The 23,599-nt window shown below is 41.7% G+C and carries 16 protein-coding genes; 13 read left to right on the top strand and 3 right to left on the bottom strand.

Annotation, left to right across the window (positions count from 1 at the left end):
• Positions 1 to 117 precede the first annotated feature (117 nt).
• The 3 genes from AC1RRY_RS19745 (at position 118) to AC1RRY_RS19755 (ending at position 4,499) form a co-directional block, all read left to right on the top strand.
• Positions 118 to 2,496 (top strand): TonB-dependent receptor, encoded by a 2,379-nt coding sequence (locus AC1RRY_RS19745; protein ID WP_492821366.1) that lies wholly within the window; start codon positions 118 to 120, stop codon positions 2,494 to 2,496.
• A 133-nt stretch (positions 2,497 to 2,629) separates the two neighbouring features.
• The gene (locus AC1RRY_RS19750) at positions 2,630 to 3,796 is read left to right on the top strand and encodes an exo-alpha-sialidase (protein ID WP_492821364.1); all 1,167 of its coding nucleotides are present in this window, start codon (positions 2,630 to 2,632) and stop codon (positions 3,794 to 3,796) included.
• Between the two features lie 349 nt (positions 3,797 to 4,145).
• Complete coding sequence (locus AC1RRY_RS19755) at positions 4,146 to 4,499, top strand: hypothetical protein (RefSeq protein WP_492821362.1); 354 nt, start codon at positions 4,146 to 4,148, stop codon at positions 4,497 to 4,499.
• 537 nt (positions 4,500 to 5,036) lie between these two features.
• Here AC1RRY_RS19755 and AC1RRY_RS19760 read toward each other — a convergent pair.
• Together AC1RRY_RS19760 and AC1RRY_RS19765 are read right to left on the bottom strand one after the other, a co-directional pair.
• Positions 5,037 to 5,585, bottom strand: a complete 549-nt coding sequence (locus AC1RRY_RS19760) for a transposase (protein ID WP_492821360.1) — start codon at positions 5,583 to 5,585, stop codon at positions 5,037 to 5,039.
• Between the two features lie 414 nt (positions 5,586 to 5,999).
• Positions 6,000 to 8,483 (bottom strand): DUF5916 domain-containing protein, encoded by a 2,484-nt coding sequence (locus AC1RRY_RS19765; protein ID WP_492821358.1) that lies wholly within the window; start codon positions 8,481 to 8,483, stop codon positions 6,000 to 6,002.
• Between the two features lie 972 nt (positions 8,484 to 9,455).
• Here AC1RRY_RS19765 and AC1RRY_RS19770 point away from each other — a divergent pair.
• The 9 genes from AC1RRY_RS19770 (at position 9,456) to AC1RRY_RS19810 (ending at position 20,030) form a co-directional block, all read left to right on the top strand.
• On the top strand, positions 9,456 to 9,998 hold the full coding sequence (locus AC1RRY_RS19770; RefSeq protein WP_492821356.1) for a hypothetical protein: 543 nt from the start codon (positions 9,456 to 9,458) through the stop codon (positions 9,996 to 9,998).
• A 72-nt stretch (positions 9,999 to 10,070) separates the two neighbouring features.
• Positions 10,071 to 10,880 (top strand): fimbrial biogenesis chaperone, encoded by an 810-nt coding sequence (locus AC1RRY_RS19775; RefSeq protein ID WP_492821354.1) that lies wholly within the window; start codon positions 10,071 to 10,073, stop codon positions 10,878 to 10,880.
• A 5-nt stretch (positions 10,881 to 10,885) separates the two neighbouring features.
• The gene (locus AC1RRY_RS19780; protein ID WP_492821352.1) at positions 10,886 to 12,394 is read left to right on the top strand and encodes a hypothetical protein; all 1,509 of its coding nucleotides are present in this window, start codon (positions 10,886 to 10,888) and stop codon (positions 12,392 to 12,394) included.
• Positions 12,391 to 15,162 carry a hypothetical protein gene (locus tag AC1RRY_RS19785; RefSeq protein WP_492821350.1) on the top strand — a complete coding sequence of 924 codons (2,772 nt, stop codon included), beginning with the start codon at positions 12,391 to 12,393 and terminating at the stop codon, positions 15,160 to 15,162. The genes AC1RRY_RS19780 and AC1RRY_RS19785 overlap by 4 nt, the downstream gene beginning before the upstream one ends.
• Before the next feature lie 117 nt (positions 15,163 to 15,279).
• Positions 15,280 to 16,056, top strand: coding sequence for an SDR family oxidoreductase (locus AC1RRY_RS19790; RefSeq protein ID WP_492821348.1), 777 nt, complete (start codon positions 15,280 to 15,282; stop codon positions 16,054 to 16,056).
• Between the two features lie 27 nt (positions 16,057 to 16,083).
• A complete protein-coding gene (locus tag AC1RRY_RS19795; protein WP_492821346.1) occupies positions 16,084 to 16,440 on the top strand; it encodes a hypothetical protein in 357 nt (118 codons plus the stop codon).
• Positions 16,441 to 16,503: 63 nt separating this feature from the next.
• The gene (locus tag AC1RRY_RS19800) at positions 16,504 to 17,412 is read left to right on the top strand and encodes a helix-turn-helix domain-containing protein (protein WP_492821344.1); all 909 of its coding nucleotides are present in this window, start codon (positions 16,504 to 16,506) and stop codon (positions 17,410 to 17,412) included.
• A gap of 118 nt (positions 17,413 to 17,530) precedes the next feature.
• Positions 17,531 to 19,084: a serine hydrolase gene (locus AC1RRY_RS19805; protein ID WP_492821342.1), complete on the top strand. Its 1,554-nt coding sequence runs from the start codon at positions 17,531 to 17,533 to the stop codon at positions 19,082 to 19,084.
• A gap of 106 nt (positions 19,085 to 19,190) precedes the next feature.
• Positions 19,191 to 20,030, top strand: a complete 840-nt coding sequence (locus tag AC1RRY_RS19810; RefSeq protein ID WP_492821340.1) for a maleylpyruvate isomerase N-terminal domain-containing protein — start codon at positions 19,191 to 19,193, stop codon at positions 20,028 to 20,030.
• A 93-nt stretch (positions 20,031 to 20,123) separates the two neighbouring features.
• On the opposite strand, the gene AC1RRY_RS19815 is transcribed toward AC1RRY_RS19810, so the two are convergent.
• A complete protein-coding gene (locus AC1RRY_RS19815; RefSeq protein WP_492821338.1) occupies positions 20,124 to 21,551 on the bottom strand; it encodes a S1C family serine protease in 1,428 nt (475 codons plus the stop codon).
• 373 nt (positions 21,552 to 21,924) lie between these two features.
• Here AC1RRY_RS19815 and AC1RRY_RS19820 point away from each other — a divergent pair, with 373 nt between their 5' ends.
• Positions 21,925 to 23,463 carry a M28 family metallopeptidase gene (locus tag AC1RRY_RS19820; RefSeq protein ID WP_492821336.1) on the top strand — a complete coding sequence of 513 codons (1,539 nt, stop codon included), beginning with the start codon at positions 21,925 to 21,927 and terminating at the stop codon, positions 23,461 to 23,463.
• Positions 23,464 to 23,599: the final 136 nt, after the last annotated feature.

Raw genomic sequence — 23,599 nt, forward strand, 5'->3', positions numbered from 1 at the left:
TCATCCGGTGAAAGGCTATCAATTCAGTACAATCATAAAATCAGTTCAATCAAAGTTCAGACAAAAATCACTCAATCACTAACTCACTCAATCACTCAATGATTCAAAAGAACCGTAATGAAAACATATATCACATTAATTATAATCTTTTTGTCCATACAAAACCTATGGGGGCAGCGCCTGATAAGAGGGAAAGTGTATGACGCCCAGACCAAAGAGGCTATCGTAGGAGCATCCATCCGTTCCAATGCTCCGGTAAGTGGTATAATCACCGACAATGCAGGCAGTTTCAGTTTAAAGACGGATGCTAAAGAGCTAATCATCAGCATGGTAGGATACCAATCGAAAACCATTGCTGTCAACGGCGACCATGAGCTGACTATAGCCCTTGAAACAGCGATAGAAGATTTACAAACCGTAGTAGTTACAGGCAACCGCGAAGCGAGCCTGCGCACAGAGACCCCGATAGCAATATCGAAACTAAGCCCGAAGCAAATAGAGGAAGCCAAACCGGTTGCTATTTATGAGGTTATCAACAAAATACCGGGAGTGATGATGGTGAACCTCAATAATGAACAGCACATGATGGCCATCCGCCAGCCCATGACCACCAATGGCTATTACCTATACATGGAAGACGGACTGCCCGTCCGCCCGATGGGGGTGTTCAACCACAATGCTTTGCTGGAAATGAACCAGTTTACCGTTAGCTCTATTGAAGTAGTTAAGGGGCCGGTTTCATCTATTTATGGTCCCGAGGCAGTGGGTGGTGTAGTCAATTTTATTACGCAACGTCCTACCGCCATACCCACTGCAAGAATCGGTGTGCAGGCAGACCAATGGGGTTTCCGTCGGGTGCAGTATGGTGCGGGTGCATTAATAGGTAAGTTTGGTATTTATCTGGGTGGCCTGGTAGCCGACCAGAAAGATTCCTGGATGACCAGTTCTGACTACACTAAAAATGCACAATATGCTCGTTTGGAATATCATTTCTCTCCTAAAACCCGCCTGATTTATACACTGTCATACAGTGATTATAACTCACAAACCAGCGGTAGTGTCGACAGCGTGGCTTTTTACAGCCGGCAGTATGTGAGCACCACTGATTTCACTTACCGGAAAGCCTATTCGGTTCGTACCCGTCTTACACTCGAAAAAGACTGGGCAAAAGGTGGGCAGTCGTTTGTTACCCTGTTTGCCCGTGATAATAAACTGGGGCAGAATCCAAGCTATGGGATCCGGTGGACAAGTGGCGCTGCCACTGCCAGAGGTGAAATCAATTCCAGCGATTTCAGAAGCGTGGGTCTGGTGGCGCAGCATACACAGCCATTCAGATTTCTTAATTCGAAGGCCATAATCGGTACCAGTCTTGATTTCTCACCGACCGATTACTGGTCGTATCAGATTGATTTGAATGCACAGCTGAGACCCGACAAAAAATCGGTAGAGAGATATACCATCGACAGGGAACGACCGGATATCAAAATTGCCGATTATGATGCCAACATCCGTAATACAGCCGTTTATCTGCAATATGACTTCGAACCGCTAAAGAATCTACGGATATCAGCAGGGCTTCGTTATGATAATCTGTCGTTCGATTACGTGAATAACCTCGATGTGGATGCCGTCACAGGCAAAGGCATTGGCGGAGCAAAAACCTATACCAAAACCACTCCGAAAATCGGCCTTACTTATAATCTGGGCAGAGGGAAAGGTCTTTATGCCAATTATTCCAAAGGATTCGCACCGTCGGCTCTCACAGCTATTTTCCGTAAAAGACCCGTGCCTGCCGCCAACGGCGACTTGTTTTACTATAACCTGATTCCGGCTACTTTCAACAATGCCGAAATAGGTGGCTGGGCTTCATTATTCAAAAATAAAGTGTATGTCGATGCCTCGTTGTATCAGATGACCGGGTTTAATGAACTGTTGAGTATCCGCCAGACTGACAACTCCACTGATTATCAGGCAGCGGGCAAAACCCTGCACAAGGGTGTTGAACTGGGCATTACTTATAAACCTGCTGCGGAGTTATTCATCCGCGGAGCGGGCACTTATTCTATTCATCGCTTTGAAGAGTTCATACTGAGTCAGCGGGCATCTGACGCCGTAAAAGATGTAAACGGCAAAGATATGCCATCGGCACCGCGCTGGCTATGGAACGCCGAAGTAAGCTATTACCCACATTGGCTGAAAGGGCTCCGCAGTTCTGTGGAATGGCAGCATGTAAGCAAATGGTATCAGAATCAGATAAATACCATCAGTTATGACGGCTACGACCTGCTGAATGTCAGAATCGGGTACCAATGGCGTGGCATAGAAGTATTTACCAACGTAATGAACCTAAGCAATGCCTTGTATGCCGCCAACGCAACACGCGGCAATACCCCCACCGACCGAACCACTTTTACACCTGCCGCCCCCCGCACATTTGTAATGGGCCTGCAGTATAGTTTTACGGGGAAACGGAACAAGGAGAAAGAATCGAAATGATTGGAGAAAGGAGAATGGAAAAAGGAGCACTTACATTTAAAACCTTTCGATAAAATGACAGATTTTCTCCTCCTATTCAACTAGAATCATTCTCCCTGGTCCCTTAAATATTTAAATCATAACATTAAATCGTATGAAAAACGTCATCATTTATATCGCATTAATCGGGCTGTTTTCTTTCAGCAGGGCAGACACTGAAAATCAGATTTCGGATCCTGCGCATTCGGGTGCCATACCTTCGTTTACCACTACTGCTAAAGGTGATATCATTTTGAGCTGGGTAGAGAAAGACGAGCTAAAGAAAGTATCGTTTTACTACAGTGTTTACAATGGGGCAGACTTCACTAAGCCTGTAAAAGTACCGATTGTGGACTCTGCAGCTACACATGCGGAAGGTATGCCACGCCTGAGCGTTAAAAAAGACGGCAGCATGATTGTGAGTTTTGAGTTGAAGAAAGATAATCCAAGCTCCAGGTTTGGCTCCGATTTGCTGTATGTATATTCGGCTGATGGCGTCAACTGGTCAGCACCGATGTACGTACAGGCAGACAGAGACCCAGCCAAAAGCCATTCGTTCAGTCGTCCGGTGCGGTTGGCGGACGGAGAAATCGGCATTATCTGGCTGGATGAAAAACTGACAGCCAAAGGCCGTAGTGTGAAATTCGCGAAGACTTCGCCCGGGAAAGGTTTCGGAGAAGAGAAAGTTATTGATAACCAGGCCTGTGAATGCTGCCGCATTGAAGCCTTAACAGATGAAAAGGGAGTTCTGCATATTTTCTATCGCGATATGTATGAGGATGGTTCGCGCGATATGAGCTACATCAGTTCGGCCGATAACGGACTCACCTTCGCTAAGCCCCGCAATGTATATCCTGATAAATGGAAGGTTGAGGCCTGCCCGCATTCAGGCCCATCGGCTACCGTAACACCGAAAGGTGTATGGATGACCTGGTTTACGGGTAAAGAAAAGGCAGCGGGTATTAAGGTATGTGAGGTAGCCACGGGCAGGATTATCAACACTGAACTGTCGGAAGGTGTAAAACAACCACAGATTACCACAACTACCGCCGGGCTTCCGGTGCTGACCTATGCCCAGGCAAGAAAAAAAGGTGAAGACTATTTTCATTCTATCGCCTTGCGCAAGCTGGGTTCCAGAATAAGTACTTCTTATTTGACAGAGCCATTGGCCGATTGCAGCTACCCGACTATAATAGCAGATGGGAACAACGTACTGATCGCCTATGAAAAAAGAGTGGAAGACAGGAAGCAAGCCATTGTGTGGAGGAAAGTGCAGCTATAATTATCAAATCAGTAAAACACTGTGTAATGCATGCACTGAATAAAACGGCCGTCGCAGTCGGTGTCTAAAATAACAAAGGTTATAGTTTTTCCGATAAGCCGACTTAAGTCGGCTTACATTCAAATGAATAAAATACCATTGTTAGAGTAGACGGCGAATTTATTCGCCGTCTATTTTTGAAGAAAAATAATAGTTAAATTCTCATTATTCACCGGTCTAAATTTCTTGTTTCAAAAAACAACCTGCTTTTTTTGGTAGATGCCCGATACAAACTTAAATTTGTTAGAAATTTAAAATTGTATCCGTCGGATATCTGGCGGTGCCTATATTCTAAGTCCGGATAATTATAATGAAAAAGCTGATTCTTTTGTTTTTGCTGGTGGTGGCAGGTTCTGTGAATGCGCATGGGCAAAAAAAGAAATTCTTTGTTGCGGAGAAGATCCAGTATGATGAAAAAAGTGAAAAAGAGAAAAAAGAAAGCGATAATGAACTGAAAGAAGAAATGACAACTTTTCTGGGTTTCGGATTCAGGCTCTCGATCACCAATGTGGACGAAAAATTAAAGCAACCGGATACCGGCAAGGAAGAAAAAAAGAAAGTGGGTTTACGGTTTCAGGTAGGTTTTCAGATGCCACGATTCATTAAGACCGACCCACCCCAAAAGCTCTACAAAGCCGGAATGGATGTAGGAATAGTGAAATAAAATATATTAAGAAGGAGCCACAATTGCGGCTCCTTCTCGTTTTTTATGAGCGGTATTCTGAATGATTTAAATTAGTAGAGACACAATGCATTGTGGCTTATCGACGAATAGGGATAACTACCTCTGTTTCTGAAAAAGATTTTATTGAACCGATAGGCCAGCGAAGCCGCATTGCAATGCGGCTCTACCAGGGTAATTATATATTGAGATTTAGTAGCATAACAATGCATTGTGGCTCATCGTAGAATAAGGTTATCTACGGATTTGTATCGATATTATAATTCCCTAAAATGATTTTCCAGAGCAGACGAACCATGAGCCCATGTATTGACGATTTAGTAGAGCCACAATGCATTGTGGCTCATCGTAGAATAAGGTTATCTGCGAATTTGTATCGTTATTATAATTCTCTAAAATGTTTTATGGAACAGACAGGCCTTTGAGCCGCATGACAATGCGGCTCTACGAGATTAATTATGTGTCGACGAATTAGATTATTTCCAAATAGCTACACTGTTTTCTATTATGTCATCAGTTTTAGTGAAGAGGTTTTCCAAATAGAGAATCTTCTCCCCATTTAAGTGGATTATCAATTATATAACTGCTGATTTTAAGATAATCTTTTTCAGACCGGATAATATGTTCGTGGTATCTGGATTGCCATTCAAATTCAATATTGTTTTTTCTGGCGTAAGTAGTCACCGCCATCTTATATCCTCTTATAATTGAAGCCAAGTTCTTGGATTGTGGAGAGAATCGATTTGATTTTTCATGATCGTTATTGAGTTTTGATGTGTTGAACGCATTTTTGCCAATAATTATGATGCCATGAATATGATTAGGCATTACTACAAACTCACCTAATTCCAAATTCATATCAGGCCTTAAATCAATGGTCTTATACCATTCTTCCTGAGCAATTTTTCCTATTTCAGTTGGCACTAATATGGATTCATAAATACTTCCGAAATAGTATTCTTTATTCTTGGTACAAATCGTCACAAAATAAAAACCTTCATTAGTGTAGTTCCAGGATTGTAATCGGACTGTTGGTATTCTGTATTTGTTATTAAATAATTTGCTCATTTAATTATTGATTGTCCCTAAAAATAATTAAATTATTAGAATAAAATCAATATCCTATTTATAAATTATAAATGAATAGAGTTCGATATGTGAATTTGTTTTATCATTGTAATTCCCTGAAATAATTTTACCGAACAGATCTGCCACCGAAGCCGCATCGCAATGTGGTTCTACGAGAGGAACAATCTATTGATAATTTGGTAGAGCCACAATGCATTGTGGCTCATTGACGAATTGGGATAACTATCTCTGTTTCTGAAAAAGATTTTATTGAACCAATAGGCCACCGAAGCCGCATTGCAATGCGGCTCTACGAAAGGAATGGTGTATTGATGATTTGGTAGAGCCACAATGCATTGTGGCTAATCGACGAATTTGTTTGTTAAAATAAGTTTACTGAACAGACGACATCATTCACTCTTTCCGTTTCAGATTCTTTAATTGCAAATAATCCAGAAAATAAATCACTTTCAATGAAAAATTATTGTTCTGCTGGGTTTGGAGCGTATTTTGCAGGTTGTCCAGATAATTGTTCATAGCCAGTTTTGAATCCATCACGGCGGCTTCTTTCCATACAATATTCAGGAAACTACCGGGGGCAAACTGCCAGGTGTATACCATATCTATATTGAAGAAATTCACGTTACGGTTCAAATCATCATTAACATCCTTTTGGGGTGTCAGCGTGCCATAATTGTTTAAGGTATAAAATTCCCGGTTTTTCACTACACTGGCATAGTGACGCGCACGGAAAGTAAGTCCCATTTTATTGGTGAAATTGTATTTCAGAAATAAAATATGATCTATCGAATTGACGCTCCGCAGCGCAAACAACGGGGCGGGATTATCATTCAGAAAACTTGTGAACCCAACGTCGGTTGGTTTCACAAGGTAGTCAATCGTATGTCTGATAGAAAACTTACTGTTGAACCGGTACTGGTGTGAAAAATAGAAACTGGTGGAGTTCTGATTGTAGAAATCCAGATAAGCTCGCTTGGTAACCTGTGCCGTAAGCGAGTATTTCTTGGCGAAATTGGTTTCAATCCATGTGCCGCCACTGATACTGTTTCCTCGTTTGAAAACCATGCCTGATACCCGAGGCTCGTAGAAATCGTTTTGTTCCGGATAAAAATCAGCGAAAAACCCAAACCAGTGTAGTTTCTTGGTTTGTGCACTCATATTGAAATTGATGTTCGATTGCTGATATTTGGTTTCATTCTGGCCAATAGGTGCATACAGGGAACTGATAGAGGCATTGAAATTATAAAACAAACGGTTGTACCATTTCTTGGGCTCAGTATACCGGTAGCCAACATACAGATTATGATTGATGAAATTGTTGTTGGTAAAGTACCCCAGATCATTGCTGGTGAATTTCGTGTCGGTCAGTTGCTGATTAATGCTGAAACTAAACCGGCCGCTGGTTTTGGCAAAATTCAGCGAATGATTGTATCCACTGTTATTTTTCTGGTCGGACGCTTTATATGTCAGGTGACTGATGGCCACACTGCCTGATAAATTATAGGTATTTTTCTTATCAAAAAAACTAAACAGCCCCGAGCTTACATTGGCATTGTAATGATTGCCTGCTCTCAGCACGCTTGTATTGATAAAACTTACGCTCGAATTATGTTTCAGTGTCTGGTCAAGCACCAGGATATTATAATTGGTAGTAGGGTCGGTTTCTACTTTTCTTCGTTCACCTGTTTCGGTGTTTTCAATGATGGCATATTGCGGACGGGTGACGGCGTTCAGAACCCCGATTCCCAGTCCACCTTTCATGCGACCCGAAATCTTCGAAGCATTAATCAGTTTTGATTCTGTGGGATTGCTGAGCACCCTTTCATTGGGTTTCAGGTCGTTGTAAGCCGCCCCCATATTGATAGGCGCCCCACCAATGCGTCGCGAATAAAACAACCCGCCCTTATTAAATAACTCAGTACCCTCGGTAAAGAAAGAACGATTTTCGTTAAATTTTACCTCAAACGGTGTCAGATTCAGCACGCGGTTATCACTTTGTACCTGTCCGAAATCGGGTATCAGCGTGGCGTCCAGTGTAAAAGCCTGACTCAGGCCAAGCTTTAAATCCAGCCCTCCCGATATCTGATTGGTCCAGTTTTTCTGGTCAGAGGCATTCGTTGGGAAATGATTGGCATAAACCGAAAAATAGGGTGAGAACTGCAGCCGCAACGGAGGTTTGATATCCTTGATACCCGTCCAGAAGCCTTCCTGTGTCAGGAAACCGTTTATGTTGGGGTCAATGGCGCTCCAGGTATTTTGCTGCTCCGTTTTACGTCTGCGTCTGGTTATGTTCAACCCCCAGTCCTGAATTTTGTCTTTACTGAATCTGATGGCCGAGTAGGGCAGGAATATCTCGAACGACCAGCCTTTGTCGTGTATCACCACTGCGCTTTGCCATACGGCATTCCAGCTGAAATCTTCTCCGCCGTTATCACTATTGGTGTTAGATGTCATCTTGGCATCCCATTGTTCACCTAGCGGTGTAATGAAGTACTCGAAACCGTTAAGTTTGTCGTTATAGGTGTCAAAAATAATACCGATGTAATCGTTAGCGCCGAAGCCGTCGCGACCTACCAGTTCTTTCGAAATGTTGCTGATATTGCGTTCGAAGCAGGTACCGCCAAAATAAATACCTTCATCGTCATACATCAGATAAGCCTCGGTGCGGTCGTCGTACTCTTCCTTCCGGCCGGTTACCGGGCGAAACTCTGTGAAATCATCAAGCAGAGAAGCCTCTTTCCAGGCAGCTTCATTCAGGCGGCCGTCAATAGTCACCGGTTTGCTGGTGCGGCGGGCTTCCAGCTTTTTGGGTATTATCTGGGCAAAGAGGGGAGAACTGCACGTAATTGTGCAAATGATTAGTAATAGCTTTTTCATAAAGGTTAATCATACATATTAATTGCCCAAAATTAAGGCAATTTGTGTATGTCGGTCAATTAAAAAATGTTAAACCGGTTATTTTAACATTTATTACGAGTAGTAATAGCTACCAAAAGACACACGAAAAAACAAAGATGTTGCACCAGTGCGATAGTTCTTCTAACAAAACTCAATCAGGACAATCCACTAACTGATTTTATCAATAATCTGATAGTTTTAATTCTTCAATTAATATCTGTCGATACTATTCGTATACCAAAAACCGGATAAACACCATGCTTTTATACTACAATCCGTATATACTATTCAGAACGGCGTCAGCAAATACTGAATTATGATTAGTTTATATAAGCACGTTATTTGTGAATTTCCAGGCCTGAATATCCACAGTATTGAGCATTCACGGAAAACGTAATCTGCACGATGTGACCTGTAAAGTTGAGATTAATCTGGCGAGGCTGATTCGGATAGTGTAACAGTTTTGATGCGAAAAAAGGGTGACTGTCAGAAACTTAAGTTTTTATTAGACGCGAGAATAATAATGGCTCCGGAAGAAATAAAACTGAATAGGGGGGAATGTGTTCTGCTTAAAAAAGTCCTTGTTTTTGCACAAAAACAAAACAATATGACGTAAAAAACAAAGCACCCCGAACAGTTGCTTCAAAAAATGGTGACGTTTCAATACACACCACATCACTTAAATTTATGTATTAAAAATTTAAAAAGCAACAATTTTTTCATGTTTTTTTAATGAAAATTTGTTTTTTCTGAAATTGTTTCTATATTTGCACTGTCCAAACTGCGAACACTATAAAAAATTGCTATTGATCTACTTGTAGACAATGTTTACCCCCCTGCTTCTGCATCCACTGAAAAGTAAAAATTAAAAACTAAAAAGTAAAAAACTAAAAGTAAAAAAATCGTTCGATTTTTATCGTTGTATAATATCTAATCCTAAAAAAATCAATCATGAAAAAGAGAGTCTCTTTCTTTGTAGTATTCCTATGCGTAATTTCTGCAGGTCGTAGCTTTGGACAAGCCACCGCCACCGCATCAACAACATTAAACGTTAAATTAGAAGAATTGCGGAACATTTCAGTTAGTACAGCAAGTACCGATGAAATCGTCTTCTCCTCATTAGCAGATTATACCGCTGCTGCTGGTAAATCTTTAGAGATTCAGGACCACTTGGTAGTTTCGGCTAATAAATCGTTTAAAATTACTGCGGCAATCACTAGTATTTCAGGTGGTACTTCTGCTCCCATTACACCTGCTAATATTAAAATCCTTGCATCTGATGGTACTACTACTAACGGAGCAACCTATTCTTCAGAGCAGACCTTCGCTGAAGCCAACACAGCCGTTCCTATCGTAAGTACTGCAAGTGCCACTATTTCAGGCAGCACCAACACACAAAAGAAGTTTAAGGTGAAATACACCGTTTTTAATGTGGGGGATAAAGACACCGGTGACTATGATATCAATTTGACATACACCGTTGCGGCTCCATAAGTAAAGGGTTTATAATAAAATTATAAAAGGACCCATATCTTCATGTTATGTGTCCTTTTAATTTTACTTGCTATGAGTAATATAAAATTTATTTGTGCTGTTTTATTCAGCGCCCTGTACTTCTTGCCCGAAAATTGCCGGTCACAGGTTAATGTAAGCCCCGGACGAATCTATTATCAAGTGGGGCCTGGTGGGTCCAACATTCAAAAAATAACGCTTACCAATCCCAACGACAAAGAGGTAGAAATAGCTGTTTCTGTCAGTGATTGGAAGTACGACTCATTAGGCAATAACTTTATTACAGATGCGGGATTACTGTCTACTACCTGTGCCGAATGGATACAGGTACTGCCGGGTTCTTTTCTCACACTCCGCCCCAATGAGAGGAGAGAACTGAACATTGTACTCAATGTACCCCCGGTAGCAGATACCAAAATTCCGGTCCGCACGGCCATCATATTTGTTACACAGTTAAATCCTCCGGCAGAACGAACGACTACCGGAACCAGATTTAATATAACTGTACGGATGGGCGTGAAACTATATCACTCTTTTACACGCGTAGAAGAAAAAAATATAGAAATAGAGGATTTCAAAGAAACTACCGATAGCACAGGCGTTGCAGATGGCTTCGAGCTTGTATTTCGCAATACAGGTAAATACTGGATTGAAGGGAATATAAAATGGGAGCTAATGAATACGCAAACAGGAGAAAAGACCAAATTGGAAACACAGGAGGTCTATTCATTACCTGGCGATACCCGCATCATCAATAAAAAAATCCCACCTAAGGTTGCAAAAGGAAGCTATACAGCAACCGCTGTATTCAATTATGGTAGCAAGGATGAACTCAAGATAGCAGAACTGGAATTCATCAGGTAAAAATTATGAAGAAATCATTTTATCATATTCTGTTGCTAATTTTTATAATTTTAGCAACGGGTTGGGATTCTTTTGGTCAGTCAGCGTCTCTTGGGGCCTATAACGGAACACCCTGTACATTTAACACCTCGGCAGACGTAGCGGCAGGTTGTACTACCAATAATTATTTTGTAGTTCAATATAATATCAATACAATCAATTACCCTGCCGGCTGGACCCTGAGGGTAAAAGCCAATGGAGATTTCTCTAATGGTGTTAATACCATACCGGCTCAGTATATTTCGCTTAGCTATAGTTCTAACAATGGAGGGCCATCGGGTGTAACTTCTACCGGATCGCAGCCATTGAACAAGACTACACCCGTTTCATTGATCAATACATCGGCCGCTTTGCTGTCGCCGCCTGACTATTATTTTGAGCACAGGCTCAATATGCAGATACAAGGCGGAAGCCACCTGCTGGCCGGAACCGGCACTTTTTCAACCACATTAACACTCACCCTCGTAGCACAGAATGGAACCGTAATTGCCACAAAGAGTGATGTGAACGCCTCTTTTACTGTCAATTACAGCAACAGTTGCTCTGGTGCCACCATTGGCTCTTATTTCTCTACTCAGGCCACTTTTGAAACCTATGCCCAACAAATGGCCGGTGCCACTGTCAATGAAGCTATGACTATCCAGTATGCCCCAAACAGTGCTGCCTGTACAGGCTGGAGCCTGAAAGTAAGAGCATCCGGGAGTTTTGCCAATGGAGGAAATTTGGTAGCACCTCAGAATGTTTCACTGCGTTTCAACAGGGTCAGTGTAGGTTCGCCAAGTGCTTCGGCAATTGGTGTAAGTAATACTGAAGTAGCCCTGAACACCACCGATGTAACCCTGATTAACCAGTCTAATGCCGGATTTAATGCTTATACTGCTACTGAGCACAAAATAGATATGATTATAAAAGGAGGCAACCATATGTTGATGGCCAATGGCACGTACACAACCAGCCTCATATTTACCTTATATAACCAGGCAGGGCAAACGGTGTCTACTACTACAGTTACAGTTAGTTTTGCAATCAACACTGCTTCCAATAACAGTTATACGGCCAGTCTTCAGAACGGGGCCGATAATGTTGAAATGGCTTTCGGTACGCTCATCAGTTACCAGACCGGTATTTCCAACACCAGATCAAATGGGCTCAAGATCACCGGTTATAGTGCGTATCAGGTAATTGTAAAAGCAAGCTCAGATGTACTGACTTCAACAACCAGCAGTGCTACAATTGCGGTAGGTGCTGTCAGCATTGAAGCTACCAAAAGTACATCTTCGTCTGCAGGTGTGGTTGTTTATACCCGTCAGTTAAGCGCCACCGACCAGGTATTGATCACCAATCCGTTATCAGATTACACCCAGCAGATAATAGAGTATAACCTACGCTATTTCACCACACCTAATGATAACCGATTGTATCAGATTGCCGGTATCTATACCGTCAATGTCATTCTTGCCGTAATACCACAATGAGCAGGCGAGCACAAAAAAGTATCATCTTTCTTGTTGCTCTTTTGCTGCCATTCTGGCTCCATGCCCAGAATTACAGTCTGAGTGTTTCACAAACGCCTATTCAGACCCGTAATCTGGAGCATATTAATATTGTAGTAAAAATCGTCAATCATTCGGCCGACTCCCTGAAAGCGAGTATCCAATGTATCAGTGATCCTGCTATTGATCTTATCTCAAAAAACTTTATCCCCGTCAGCCTTGGCGCCAGAGACAGCAGTTTTGTTTCTGTCTCATTATTTGTTAGCCGAAAAGCGCATGCGGGGGCACACTCTGTGCGGTTTGCATTGGCTGATAAAACCAATAAACTGCTAGCTCAGACACAGTCTGTCGTAGATGTTGCCGTTAAGCGTGACGTGTCCCTGTTTGTCTACACAAAAAATATATTGATGGACAATTCCATTGATTCGTTAATCATTCCAGTGCAGGTATTTAATGCAGGCAATACAGACCAAACCCTGAATATCCTCTGTACCTATCCTTTGGCGTTACAGGAGCGGTCTGTTCATAATACTACAAAGATCATCTTACGGCCTTCTGCAGACACCACCGTATTCTTTAAAAGAGTGATAAACAGAAAAATGAGAGCCAGTAATGATTTTGATATCAACGTTACCGGCTTATACAGTAATGGAGGCATTGTGGGTGGGGCAATAGTGCACGTACAAAGTGCCCAAAGTACCCGCAATTACCTGGATGAATTGGGCCCCGCCAGTTACATGGATAATTCAATTCAGGTTGGTTCGCAAAATATGTTTACAAACACAGAGACTTATATCGTCCGCGCCAACGGAGGATTCGGTGCCGGCGAGCATGGTGCAATCAATTATAATCTGGATCTTACCCAATGGAAAAACGCTAACTCAAGAACCATGCTGCGTGCTACCTGGCTTGAGTTCCAAAACAAAAGTATTGGCATACGTGCCGGCAACATCAACCGTACTCTGGATATTAACCTCTCCGGGCGCGGGGCGATAGCGTCTGTCAGGCCTTTTAAAAATATAAGTATTGAAGCGGGGTATCTCGACAATAACCCCAACTTAACGGAAATAAAATCTATTGGCAATGCAGGCTGGACTACGTTTTCATATATGGGCAAAAATTGGAGTAACCAGCATTATGCTCTTTTTGAAAACAATGTGTTCCTGAACACACGAAACGTATTGGCAGGCAATACGTTCAACTTCATGACTAAAAAGAAATTCTCATATACACTCAATATCAATGGAAGCAGTGTATCCGGATACAATATTGAAACCGATAAGAAATACGGTTTTGCCATAGGTGCAAACATGAATGGCAGAATAGGAAAAGCCTCTGTTAACAGCAATAATTATTACAGCACACCGTATTATTCCGGTTTACAAAAAGGTGCGCTTATCTTTTCAGAACGTATTTACTGGACAATGCCCGCCGCTGCATCGCTATGGGGAGCATTTGAGTACCGCAGCTATAGCCCTAAATCGGTTTCACTTATACAATTTACTATGCCGTCTTTCGCCAATATGCGGGTAGAATGGGGGTATGCCCGTAAATTCAATACTACCAATGTATCCATTGCTCCGACACTAACTCAGGAGTCCAGCGATGCTTATACATTTGCAGGAAAAACCAGCGAGACACAAACACTTACCTCACTGAATGTAAACACGAATCTGTCCATTCCGGTCAATACGTACGACTACCTTTCGCTGAATTCTGAAAGTGGATTCTATTATTCTAGTTTTGATACAAAAAAGCAATTCCATTCAAAGATCAGCACCTCTTACAAGAGAAATCAATTCAATTTGAGCGCCAGATGGCAGCACGGCTCATTTTTTCTTGGCGAAGCCGCTAATAATTTTAGAAATAATCAATCGTCCGGTTCACTCATCAGTGGTTCAGCTTCCTTAAGAAAAAACCTGATGCGTAACAAACTCAAAACTGAAACTGGGGTATCATATACATATAATTCGAGTTTCGGCACTACCATATTGGTTTCAGAAAGGGCCGAATACGAAATTAACAGCAAAACAACATTCTACGTTAATTTTAACCATAACCGGTACGGCAACAATTATAACATCAATCAGCTGGAGATGGGTGTAATCCGGCATCTTCCTGTGCCAAGGAATGAATTAAAAAAGAATCAACTCGAAGTATTTGTGTTCAGAGATTTGAATCAGGACGGCATCTATGATGCATCAGACTCAATTGCAACAAACACGGTTATTCATATAGGAGATGAAATTTTTGTGACCGACAAGCAGGGCCGCGTTGTTTATAAGAACCTGCCGGAGGGGAACGTCAGAATCTCGGCGCCATTCAATAAAGGAAATTATGCGCCGGAAAGAACTGTTCCGGTCAAGAAAAAAACCAAGGTAGATGTTGCGCTTCAAACCATCGGCACACTGAAAGGAAGATTAAAGTTCACCAGAACTGATTTAAGTTACGAAATCGGCCTTGACCTGTTTGGTATACCGGTAATAGCCACTGATAAAAATGGTAAAGAATTCAGAACCAAAACAACTCCGGACGGGAAATATATATTCTATATACCGGTAGGAGACTACACAATAAGCATAGATACCAGACAATTCCCATCTGAAATTGAGGTTTCGGATAATATCATTAAGAAAAAAATAGAAGCTGCCGGCACAGAAACAGTAGACTTTGAAATAAAAGCGAAGCAAAGAAAAGTGGATGTCCGGAAATTTGTATCCCCATCAAGCTTAAGAGATAAAAGAAGATAAAGGTAATAAAACCGGGCGATCAATTATATTCAATCCTTTTGACTACAACATAGCGACTTTTGGCTACATCCGTTTTCTGATTACTGCAGAACTTTGCAGCATCAAAAAACGAAAACAATGAATTTAACTAACAACACCATTCTTATTACCGGCGGAACCAGCGGCTTCGGCTTCGAATTTGCTTCGCAATTAATTGCCCTCGGAAACACCGTGATTGTAACCGGCAGAAATGCCGGCAAACTTCAGGAAACCAAGCAGAAACTTCCGGCGGTGCATACCATTCAGAGCGATGTCAGCAAGCCTGAAGACATCATCAGTTTATATAATCAGGTTACACGCCAATTCCCTGACCTGAACATCCTGATAAACAATGCCGGAGAGATGCGCAAGATTAGCCTTAACGCAACGCATGATCTTGCCGACATTACCCGTGAAATTGAAATTAACTTGATGGGGCCAATCCGTATGGTGCAGCAGTTTCTGTCACATTTAAAAACCAGAAAATCGGCAGCTATTATGAACGTAACGTCGGGTATTGCGCTGATGCCCTTCCCGATATCTCCTATATATGGCGCTTCCAAATCAGGGTTGCGTTCTTATACACAATCATTGAGAGTACAATTAAAGCACACCAATATAGGCGTTTTTGAATTGGTGGCTCCGGGGTCTTCCACACCACTCAACGACAAGTTTATGGACGATGAGAGCTTTGACGCAAGAATGCTGATGGCACCTGAAAAAATAGTTGACAATGCTATTAAGGGGATGCAAGACGACAAGCACGAAATTTATCCGGGTCTTGCGAAGGTATTACGTATCATGAGCAGGCTTGCACCTAAACTGGCGCTTTCGCAGGCAGGTAAAATTGGTGCGTCAACCATGTATGCTCAGTAATTTCAATAAAAATAAAACAATAAACATATGAAAATAGTAAGTATCATCCTTATCTTAACTACGGCATTTCTGAGTTTCAGGCATGGCTGGAGTGCCGTGCAAAGCAGCAATAACCCTGAACAATTGAAAATGATGGCCGATTTGGGCATCAATAAAATGTATGCTCCGGCTTTTGGTGTAGCCATCATAATAATCGGCATATTGGTTTTGTTTCCGCAAACGTTTTTTATTGGTAATTTGCTCAATGCTTTTTCTTTTATTCTGATAATGGCTCTAGCCCTCAATGCAGGAAACGTAAAAATGGCTTTGATCGAAATTCCGTTTCTGGCCATGCCTCTGGTATTAATCTGGTTGAAACACCCTTTTTCGAAACTTTTGGGTTAACAGTTCAGAATTTACCGGATAAAAAACAGCAGCAGATAGGCGTGTATAAAACTAAATGGTAGAATGGAAAACAAGAAACTAATCAAAATAAAATCCATTACAGAAGGGCATCGTTTGTCGGGGCTTCCCAAGCCGCAGCATCCGCTCATTAGCATTGTTAATGTGGCTGATTTAAAGCCAAGTGAAGGGATAGTGTCTGTGATATTTGATTTCTACACCATATCGCTCAAGAAAGGCTGTGATAAGCTGGGGTATGGACAACAGAAATATGATTTCGATGAGGGGCTGATGGCTTTCATGGCGCCTAATCAGGTTGTGGGCGGCGACGAAGGCGGAATACCTCAAGGTGTGGAAGGGTGGATGATGTTTATACACCCCGATTTTTTGTGGAACACCCCTCTTGCCACTAAAATAAAACAGTATGAGTTTTTCCATTATTCCGTCAACGAGGCTTTGTTTCTGTCTGACAAAGAAGAGACCATGATAAACGGAATCATCCAGAATATCAGGCAGGAATACAACTCCAGTATCGATAAATTCAGTCAGGATGTAATCATTGCGCAATTAGAACTACTGTTTACCTATGCCCGGCGGTTTTATGAGCGTCAGTTCATTACCCGGAAAATAACCAACAGTAAAGTGCTGAGTCGTCTGGAAGATTTATTGACAGATTATTTCAATGAAGACGATTTAATTTCTAAAGGCCTGCCAACGGTTCAATACATTGCGGATTCGCTGAATATTTCACCCAAATATTTAAGCAGTATGCTGAAACAACTGACCGGACAAACCACCCAACAGCATATACATAACAAACTGATTGAAAAAGCAAAAGAGCGACTATCAACCACCGATCTGTCGGTCAGTGAAATTGCCTATGAATTAGGTTTCGAGCATTCGCAATCGTTCAATAAATTGTTTAAAACAAAAACCAGTCAATCACCTCTTGAATTCAGGGCATCGTTTAACTGACGGATAAATAAACACAAATCATGCTTTTGCTTGCTATTTAGGCGGTTTTCAATAATCTTTGTTGAGTGGGGCATTTTCTGTCCCGGGTTCAATCAACAAATCTTAAACCGTCACCCTTATGAAGAAGACTTTACCTTTCTTCCTGCTTATTTCTTTTTTTCTTGGTTCTTTCGGCCACAGCCTGGCTCAGGTAATCACATCGGCTGAAATCGATAATCTGGTAGAACGCACCCTTAAAACTTTTGATGTACCCGGCATTGCCGTGGCCGTTGTAAAAGACGGTAAGGTGATTCATGCCAAAGGCTATGGTGTGCGGTCGCTCAACACCAAACAGAAGGTAGACGAAAACACGCTCTTTGGTATAGCCTCTAACAGCAAGGCATTTACAGCCGCAGCATTAGGCATGCTGGTAGACGAGAAAAAATTGAAATGGGACGACAAAGTGCGCGACTTCATACCGGAGTTTAAGATGTATGACCCTTTCGTAACTGAAGAATTTACCATCAAAGACCTGCTCACACACCGCAGTGGATTGGGTCTGGGTGCCGGAGACCTCATGTTCTGGCCAGATTCAAATACTTTCAGCAAGCAGGATATCATCCATAATCTGCGATACCTGAAGCCCGTGTCGAGCTTCCGTACTAAATACGATTATGATAACCTCCTTTATATTGTTGCCGGCGAAGTAGTGAAAAGAGCATCGGGCATGGAGTGGGAAGACTTCATTGAGCAGCGTATTCTGCAACCGCTTGAAATGACCCAGACTGCCGCTTCATTCCGCCGGTTAAAAAATAAATCGAATGTAATCGACCCGCACGCCCCTGTTGATGGCACGGTAAAGGTGATTCGCCGCGACTGGAGCGAGGTAGCCAATGCCGCAGGTGGCTTGTATAGCAATATCACCGACATGAGCAAGTGGATAATTATGCAGATGGATAACGGCAAATACGGCAATGGAAAGCAGTTGTTCAGTACAACGGTGCATGACGAAATGTGGACACCCCAAACCATTATTCCTGTCCGCGGAACCAATTCTTATAACACCCATTTTTCAAGCTACGGGCTGGGCTGGGGTCTGGTTGATGTAAAAGGCTATAAACAGGCATCGCACACGGGCGGGTTAGCAGGTATTGTAACACAGGTAACACTGATACCCGAATTGAAACTGGGTATTATTGTGTTTACCAATCAGCAACAGGGAGCAGCTTTTACATCTGTTACCAATACAATTAAAGACAGTTATCTGGGTGTAAAGGGCATTGACCGTGTGAAAGAAAACCACGATCGCGTATTGCAGGGGTTGGCCAATGCCAAAAAAATAACTGATGCTATCTGGAAAGATATTGATGCACAACAAAAAAGTGCTACGAAGATTGACAACAACCTTTTTATTGGCACCTATCGCGACAAATGGTTTGGTGATGCCGAAATAGGCATGAAAAACGGCAAGCTGTGGTTTACATCCAAACGCTCGCATCTGCTCAACGGCGAAATGTTTCCGTATAAAGGCAATACATACATTGTAAAATGGGTAGACCGCAGTCTGGATGCCGATGCCTACGTAACCTTTGAACTGGATAAAGACGGCAAAGGCTCAGGTTTTAAAATGCTGGCCATTTCACCTCTCACCGATTTTAGCTTCGATTTCCAGGATCTGGATTTTAAACGTTGATAATGTAACGACAGCAAACGTGTTTGTAGGGGTTCAAAATTTTGAACCCCTACATAGGCAATTGATATCCACTCTATTATTTCGTCCCAACAAAACCACCTGAATCATGACGCCACTGGAGCCTATTATTATAACAGACCTTTTTTATAAACTGGATGAAAAACTGATTGAGATTCTGAAATCCTTATCTCCTGCCGAATGGGAGAAACAAACCATTGCCCCACTCTGGAAAGTAAAAGATATAGCTGCACATTTGCTGGATACCAATATCCGGACACTCTCTGCGGCACGAGACGGGCATACGGGTGAACCGCCTGTAGATATTCAATCGTATCAGGATCTGATCAATTACCTGAACAAACTCAATGCCGACTGGGTGAATGCCTTTAAAAGAGCCAGCCCAAGTGTTTTAGTTGAATTACTGACAATTACAGGTAAACAATACAGCGATTATATTTCCACTCAAAAACCATTCGACAAGGCCATCTATTCCGTTGCCTGGGCAGGGGAAGAGGAATCAGAAAACTGGTTTCACATAGCTCGCGAGTACACCGAAAAGTGGCATCACCAGCAGCAAATCAGACTGGCAGTAGGACAAGAAGCCGAACTATATACCCGGGAGTTTTACTGGCCACATCTGGAAACATCCATGCGAGCACTGCCGTATCATTACCGTAATGTATCTGCCCGCGAAGGCGACAGTATTCAATTTGTCATCACCGGCGAGGGAGGGGGAGAATGGAACCTTACACATAACGGCACTGCCTGGCAGTTGGTGCGGGAACGGGCCGAAAAACCATTGGCATGCGTCACCATTGACGGTGCCATTGCCTGGCGGTTATTGACCAAGGGGATATCAAAACCCGAAGCCCGTAATCATATTGTTTTTGAAGGTGAACTGGAAATAGGCGAGAGAATACTGGATATGCTGGCGGTGATGGCGTGAAATAATGGCAATGGGTCAAGAGAAATTAAAATCCATTGCCATTATTACTTTATATGCTATTAGTAGTACTAATAGTAATTTAATCTGATTCTGTCATTTCGCCTCAATTACATAGACAAACTTATTAAGTAATTTAATCTGCTCGGAAAGCGAAAGGTTAGCCAGAAGGTTTGTTTCACTAAACTTGGGTGGCACAGGTAATACGTCAATCATGTTTTTTAGATAACTTATTTTAACAGCATAAGATACATTTCCTGCGTCTCCTTGTTTTGATTGGAGTATGCCGATTAAGTTACCTGACTTATCAAATAATGGACCACCACTGTTGCCGGATTGTACAGGAGCAGATATTTCATAGGAAGTGATATCACCCTGAAAACCCGTTTTAGAGCTTATTATACCATTCGTTAATCTAATTTCGTCAAGCAAGGTGGCATTTGATGGATAATTCAATGTAAAAACATTTTCACCGATATCTGATGACATTTGCTTAATAATATATGGAATCTGAGAAGTCCCCTTAAAGTTAGAGTCTTCTATCTTAAGAATTGCAATACCATTATTTTTGTCTGAAACCGCAACCTTCGCTTTGTAAGCAGTTGTGAAATCACCGTTTACTCCTTTAACATATATATTTGTAGAACCATTTACCACATCATAACTGGTAGTAATTAGCCCATCACCCGATAGCGCAAACCCGGTGCTTGTTGAAACCTTATTAGCCGCTAGGCTCACGTTCATAGGATAATGCTTAATAAATATCTGATCAGGGTTTCCATTTTCTCCGATAATCTTCATGGTTGCATTCTCAAAAGTAAAATATAAGCCCTCTATCGATTTTTTATTTTCGAAATACCATTTGGCTCTGAAAATATTGTCATTAGCTGTTTTTGTGAAAATTCCTTTTAAATCGCCTTCTTTCCAGACGGCTTTATTTCCTCCGCTCAGATATACTATCGTATATCCTTCATCTGTTTTTACTACTCCAATTTCAGCTTCAGACGCATAAGATGTCATGATGGCGGCTTTATAAAAACCTTCATTGGCTGATTTGGGCTTTTCGAGATAGTTCAATAAGCTGGCTTTTGTATAAATTGTAAGCGGATGATTCTTTATTCTAATAGCCAGTTCAACAATACTTTGCTGTGGTTCAAACAATTCGGTGATGCTTTTGGGTATATTCGGGTCAGTACTTTCATAAACCGACCAGACTACAGAATTTAGATAAACATAAATAAAAATGGTTTCCTTGTTTGTTAAATCTATGTCCAGTTTTTTGTTTAAGCGTAACCCCCATTTAAATGTGAGACTCACACTGGAAACATTTTCATCTACTTTTAATACTAAAGACTGGTTTTTGGTGATTTCAAGTAATTTTTCGTTACCATTATATATTTTCACAAACCCTGCAATACCAAATAAATCATTGGAGAAAAAATGAATGTTTTTAGCCGAAAGATGCCCGCAGGATAAAATTAAGATAAGCAGAATGGCCTTCAATTTCATGAGTAGTGGTTTCATAATCAACTTTTAGGTGTTTTAAGTTTATTCTGATTTTTAGAACAGCAAATAGTACTCAGACTTTAGTTATTTGGCGAAGAACTGAATTGTAATCTGGACTCAAATCTACGAATTATACGAAATTTATGCTGTGATATGCAGTGTTTTTTGAATCGTATATTGTTTAATTATAAGTCGACTATAGAAGTAAATTATAATTTAAGAATAAATACTTAAAAGCAATCTTTCCTCCACATCACCCTTTCCACCCTATTAATCGCTTCATACGGTAAATTAATCGCAATATTTTGGAATCACGGCCTTGAATTTTTACCTTTAGTGTCTCCAAAGCTAATTTTAAAAACAAACAATCAAACAAACTAAACATCTCCTCATGAAAAAATTGCTACCTGTTATTGCCTTCTTTTTTATTTCGTTGGCGCTCACGGCTCAGGAAGAAAAAGTAGACCTGGAAGTGGTGAAAAAAATCCGCCAGGAAGGCCTGAACAATTCTAAAGTAATGGACATCGCTTTCAATCTGACAGATGTAAGCGGCCCGAGATTACAAGGCTCACCGGGTTTTATGCGTGCAGCCAATTATTCTAAAGGTAAACTGACCGAGTGGGGTCTGACAGACGCGAAACTGGAAGCATGGGGCGAGTTCGGTAAAGGCTGGGAACTTCAAAAAAGTTATCTGGCCATGACAGCACCTTACTACCGTCCGTTGATTGCCTATCCTAAAACCTGGACAGCCGGAACCAAAGGCAAGTTGAGACAAGCCGAAATATTGTTGATTGACGAAACCGACACCCTGGGGCTTGAGAACTACAAAGGCAAATTGAAAGACAAAATCATTTTGTTATATAAAAACGATAGAATCACGCCATCTTTCAAGGCTGACGCTAACCGTTATACTGACGAAGAACTAGAGAAAATGGCAGCTGATGCACCTTCTGCCAACCGTGCACAACCTGATACGGCTTTCCGTACTATGATGGCAGCCATGCGCAGAAGCACTTTGCTTTCAACCAAAACGAAAGAAATGGCTAAGAAAGAAGGGGCGATAGGTTTGTTGAGCATGAGTGCCCGTGGTAAAGATGGTACTATGTTTGTACAAGGAGGTGGTCTGTATAAAGGGACCGACCCTGAAAACTTATTGGATATCATGCTATCGGCTGAAGACTATCTTTCTTTGTGCCGTTTAACCAAAGCGGGTATCCCGGTGAAATTGGAAATTGACGTAAAAACCCAATTCTTTACAAAAGATTTGCAAGGTTATAATGTTTTGGCTGAAATAAAAGGAACTGATCCTAAGCTAAAAGACGAAGTGGTAATGTTGGGAGCGCACCTTGACTCATGGCATAGTGCTACCGGTGCTACTGATAACGCAGCGGGTTCTGCAGTAATGTTAGAGGCGGTGAGAATCCTGAAGACTTTGAACATCCAGCCACGCAGAACCATTCGTATTGCGTTGTGGAGTGCTGAAGAGCAAGGCTTGCATGGATCAAGAAACTATGTAAAAAACCACCTGACAGACCCAAATACCAAGAAAAGCAACGCAGAAGGAGATAACATTGCGGGGTATTTCAATGTAGACAACGGTACCGGTAAAATCAGAGGTATTTATTTACAGGGTAATGACGCCTGCCGTCCTATCTTCACCAAATGGCTTGAGCCTTTCCATGATTTAGGCGCTAAAACTGTTACTATCAGAAACACAGGGGGTACTGACCACCTTGCGTTTACAGGTGTGGGTATTCCGGGCTTCCAGTTCATTCAGGATGAAATCGAATACAGCACCCGTACACACCATACCAACATGGATACGTACGATCACCTGCAACCGGATGATTTGAAACAAGCGGCAACTATCGTGGCCTCGTTTGTATACAACGCCGCTATGCGCGACGAGAAATTGCCAAGAAAGAAATAAGCTGAATAGATTTATAAACGATAAAACCCCGCTTCGACGGGGTTTTATCGTTTATCACAGTAGAGGTGCTGTGTTAAAAGCCAAATAAATTGGTAAAAATATTTAAATTTGAGTCAATAAAAGCAGGAGCATTATT

It is taken from the genome of Emticicia sp. GW821-FHT11C11, from assembly GCF_058808615.1.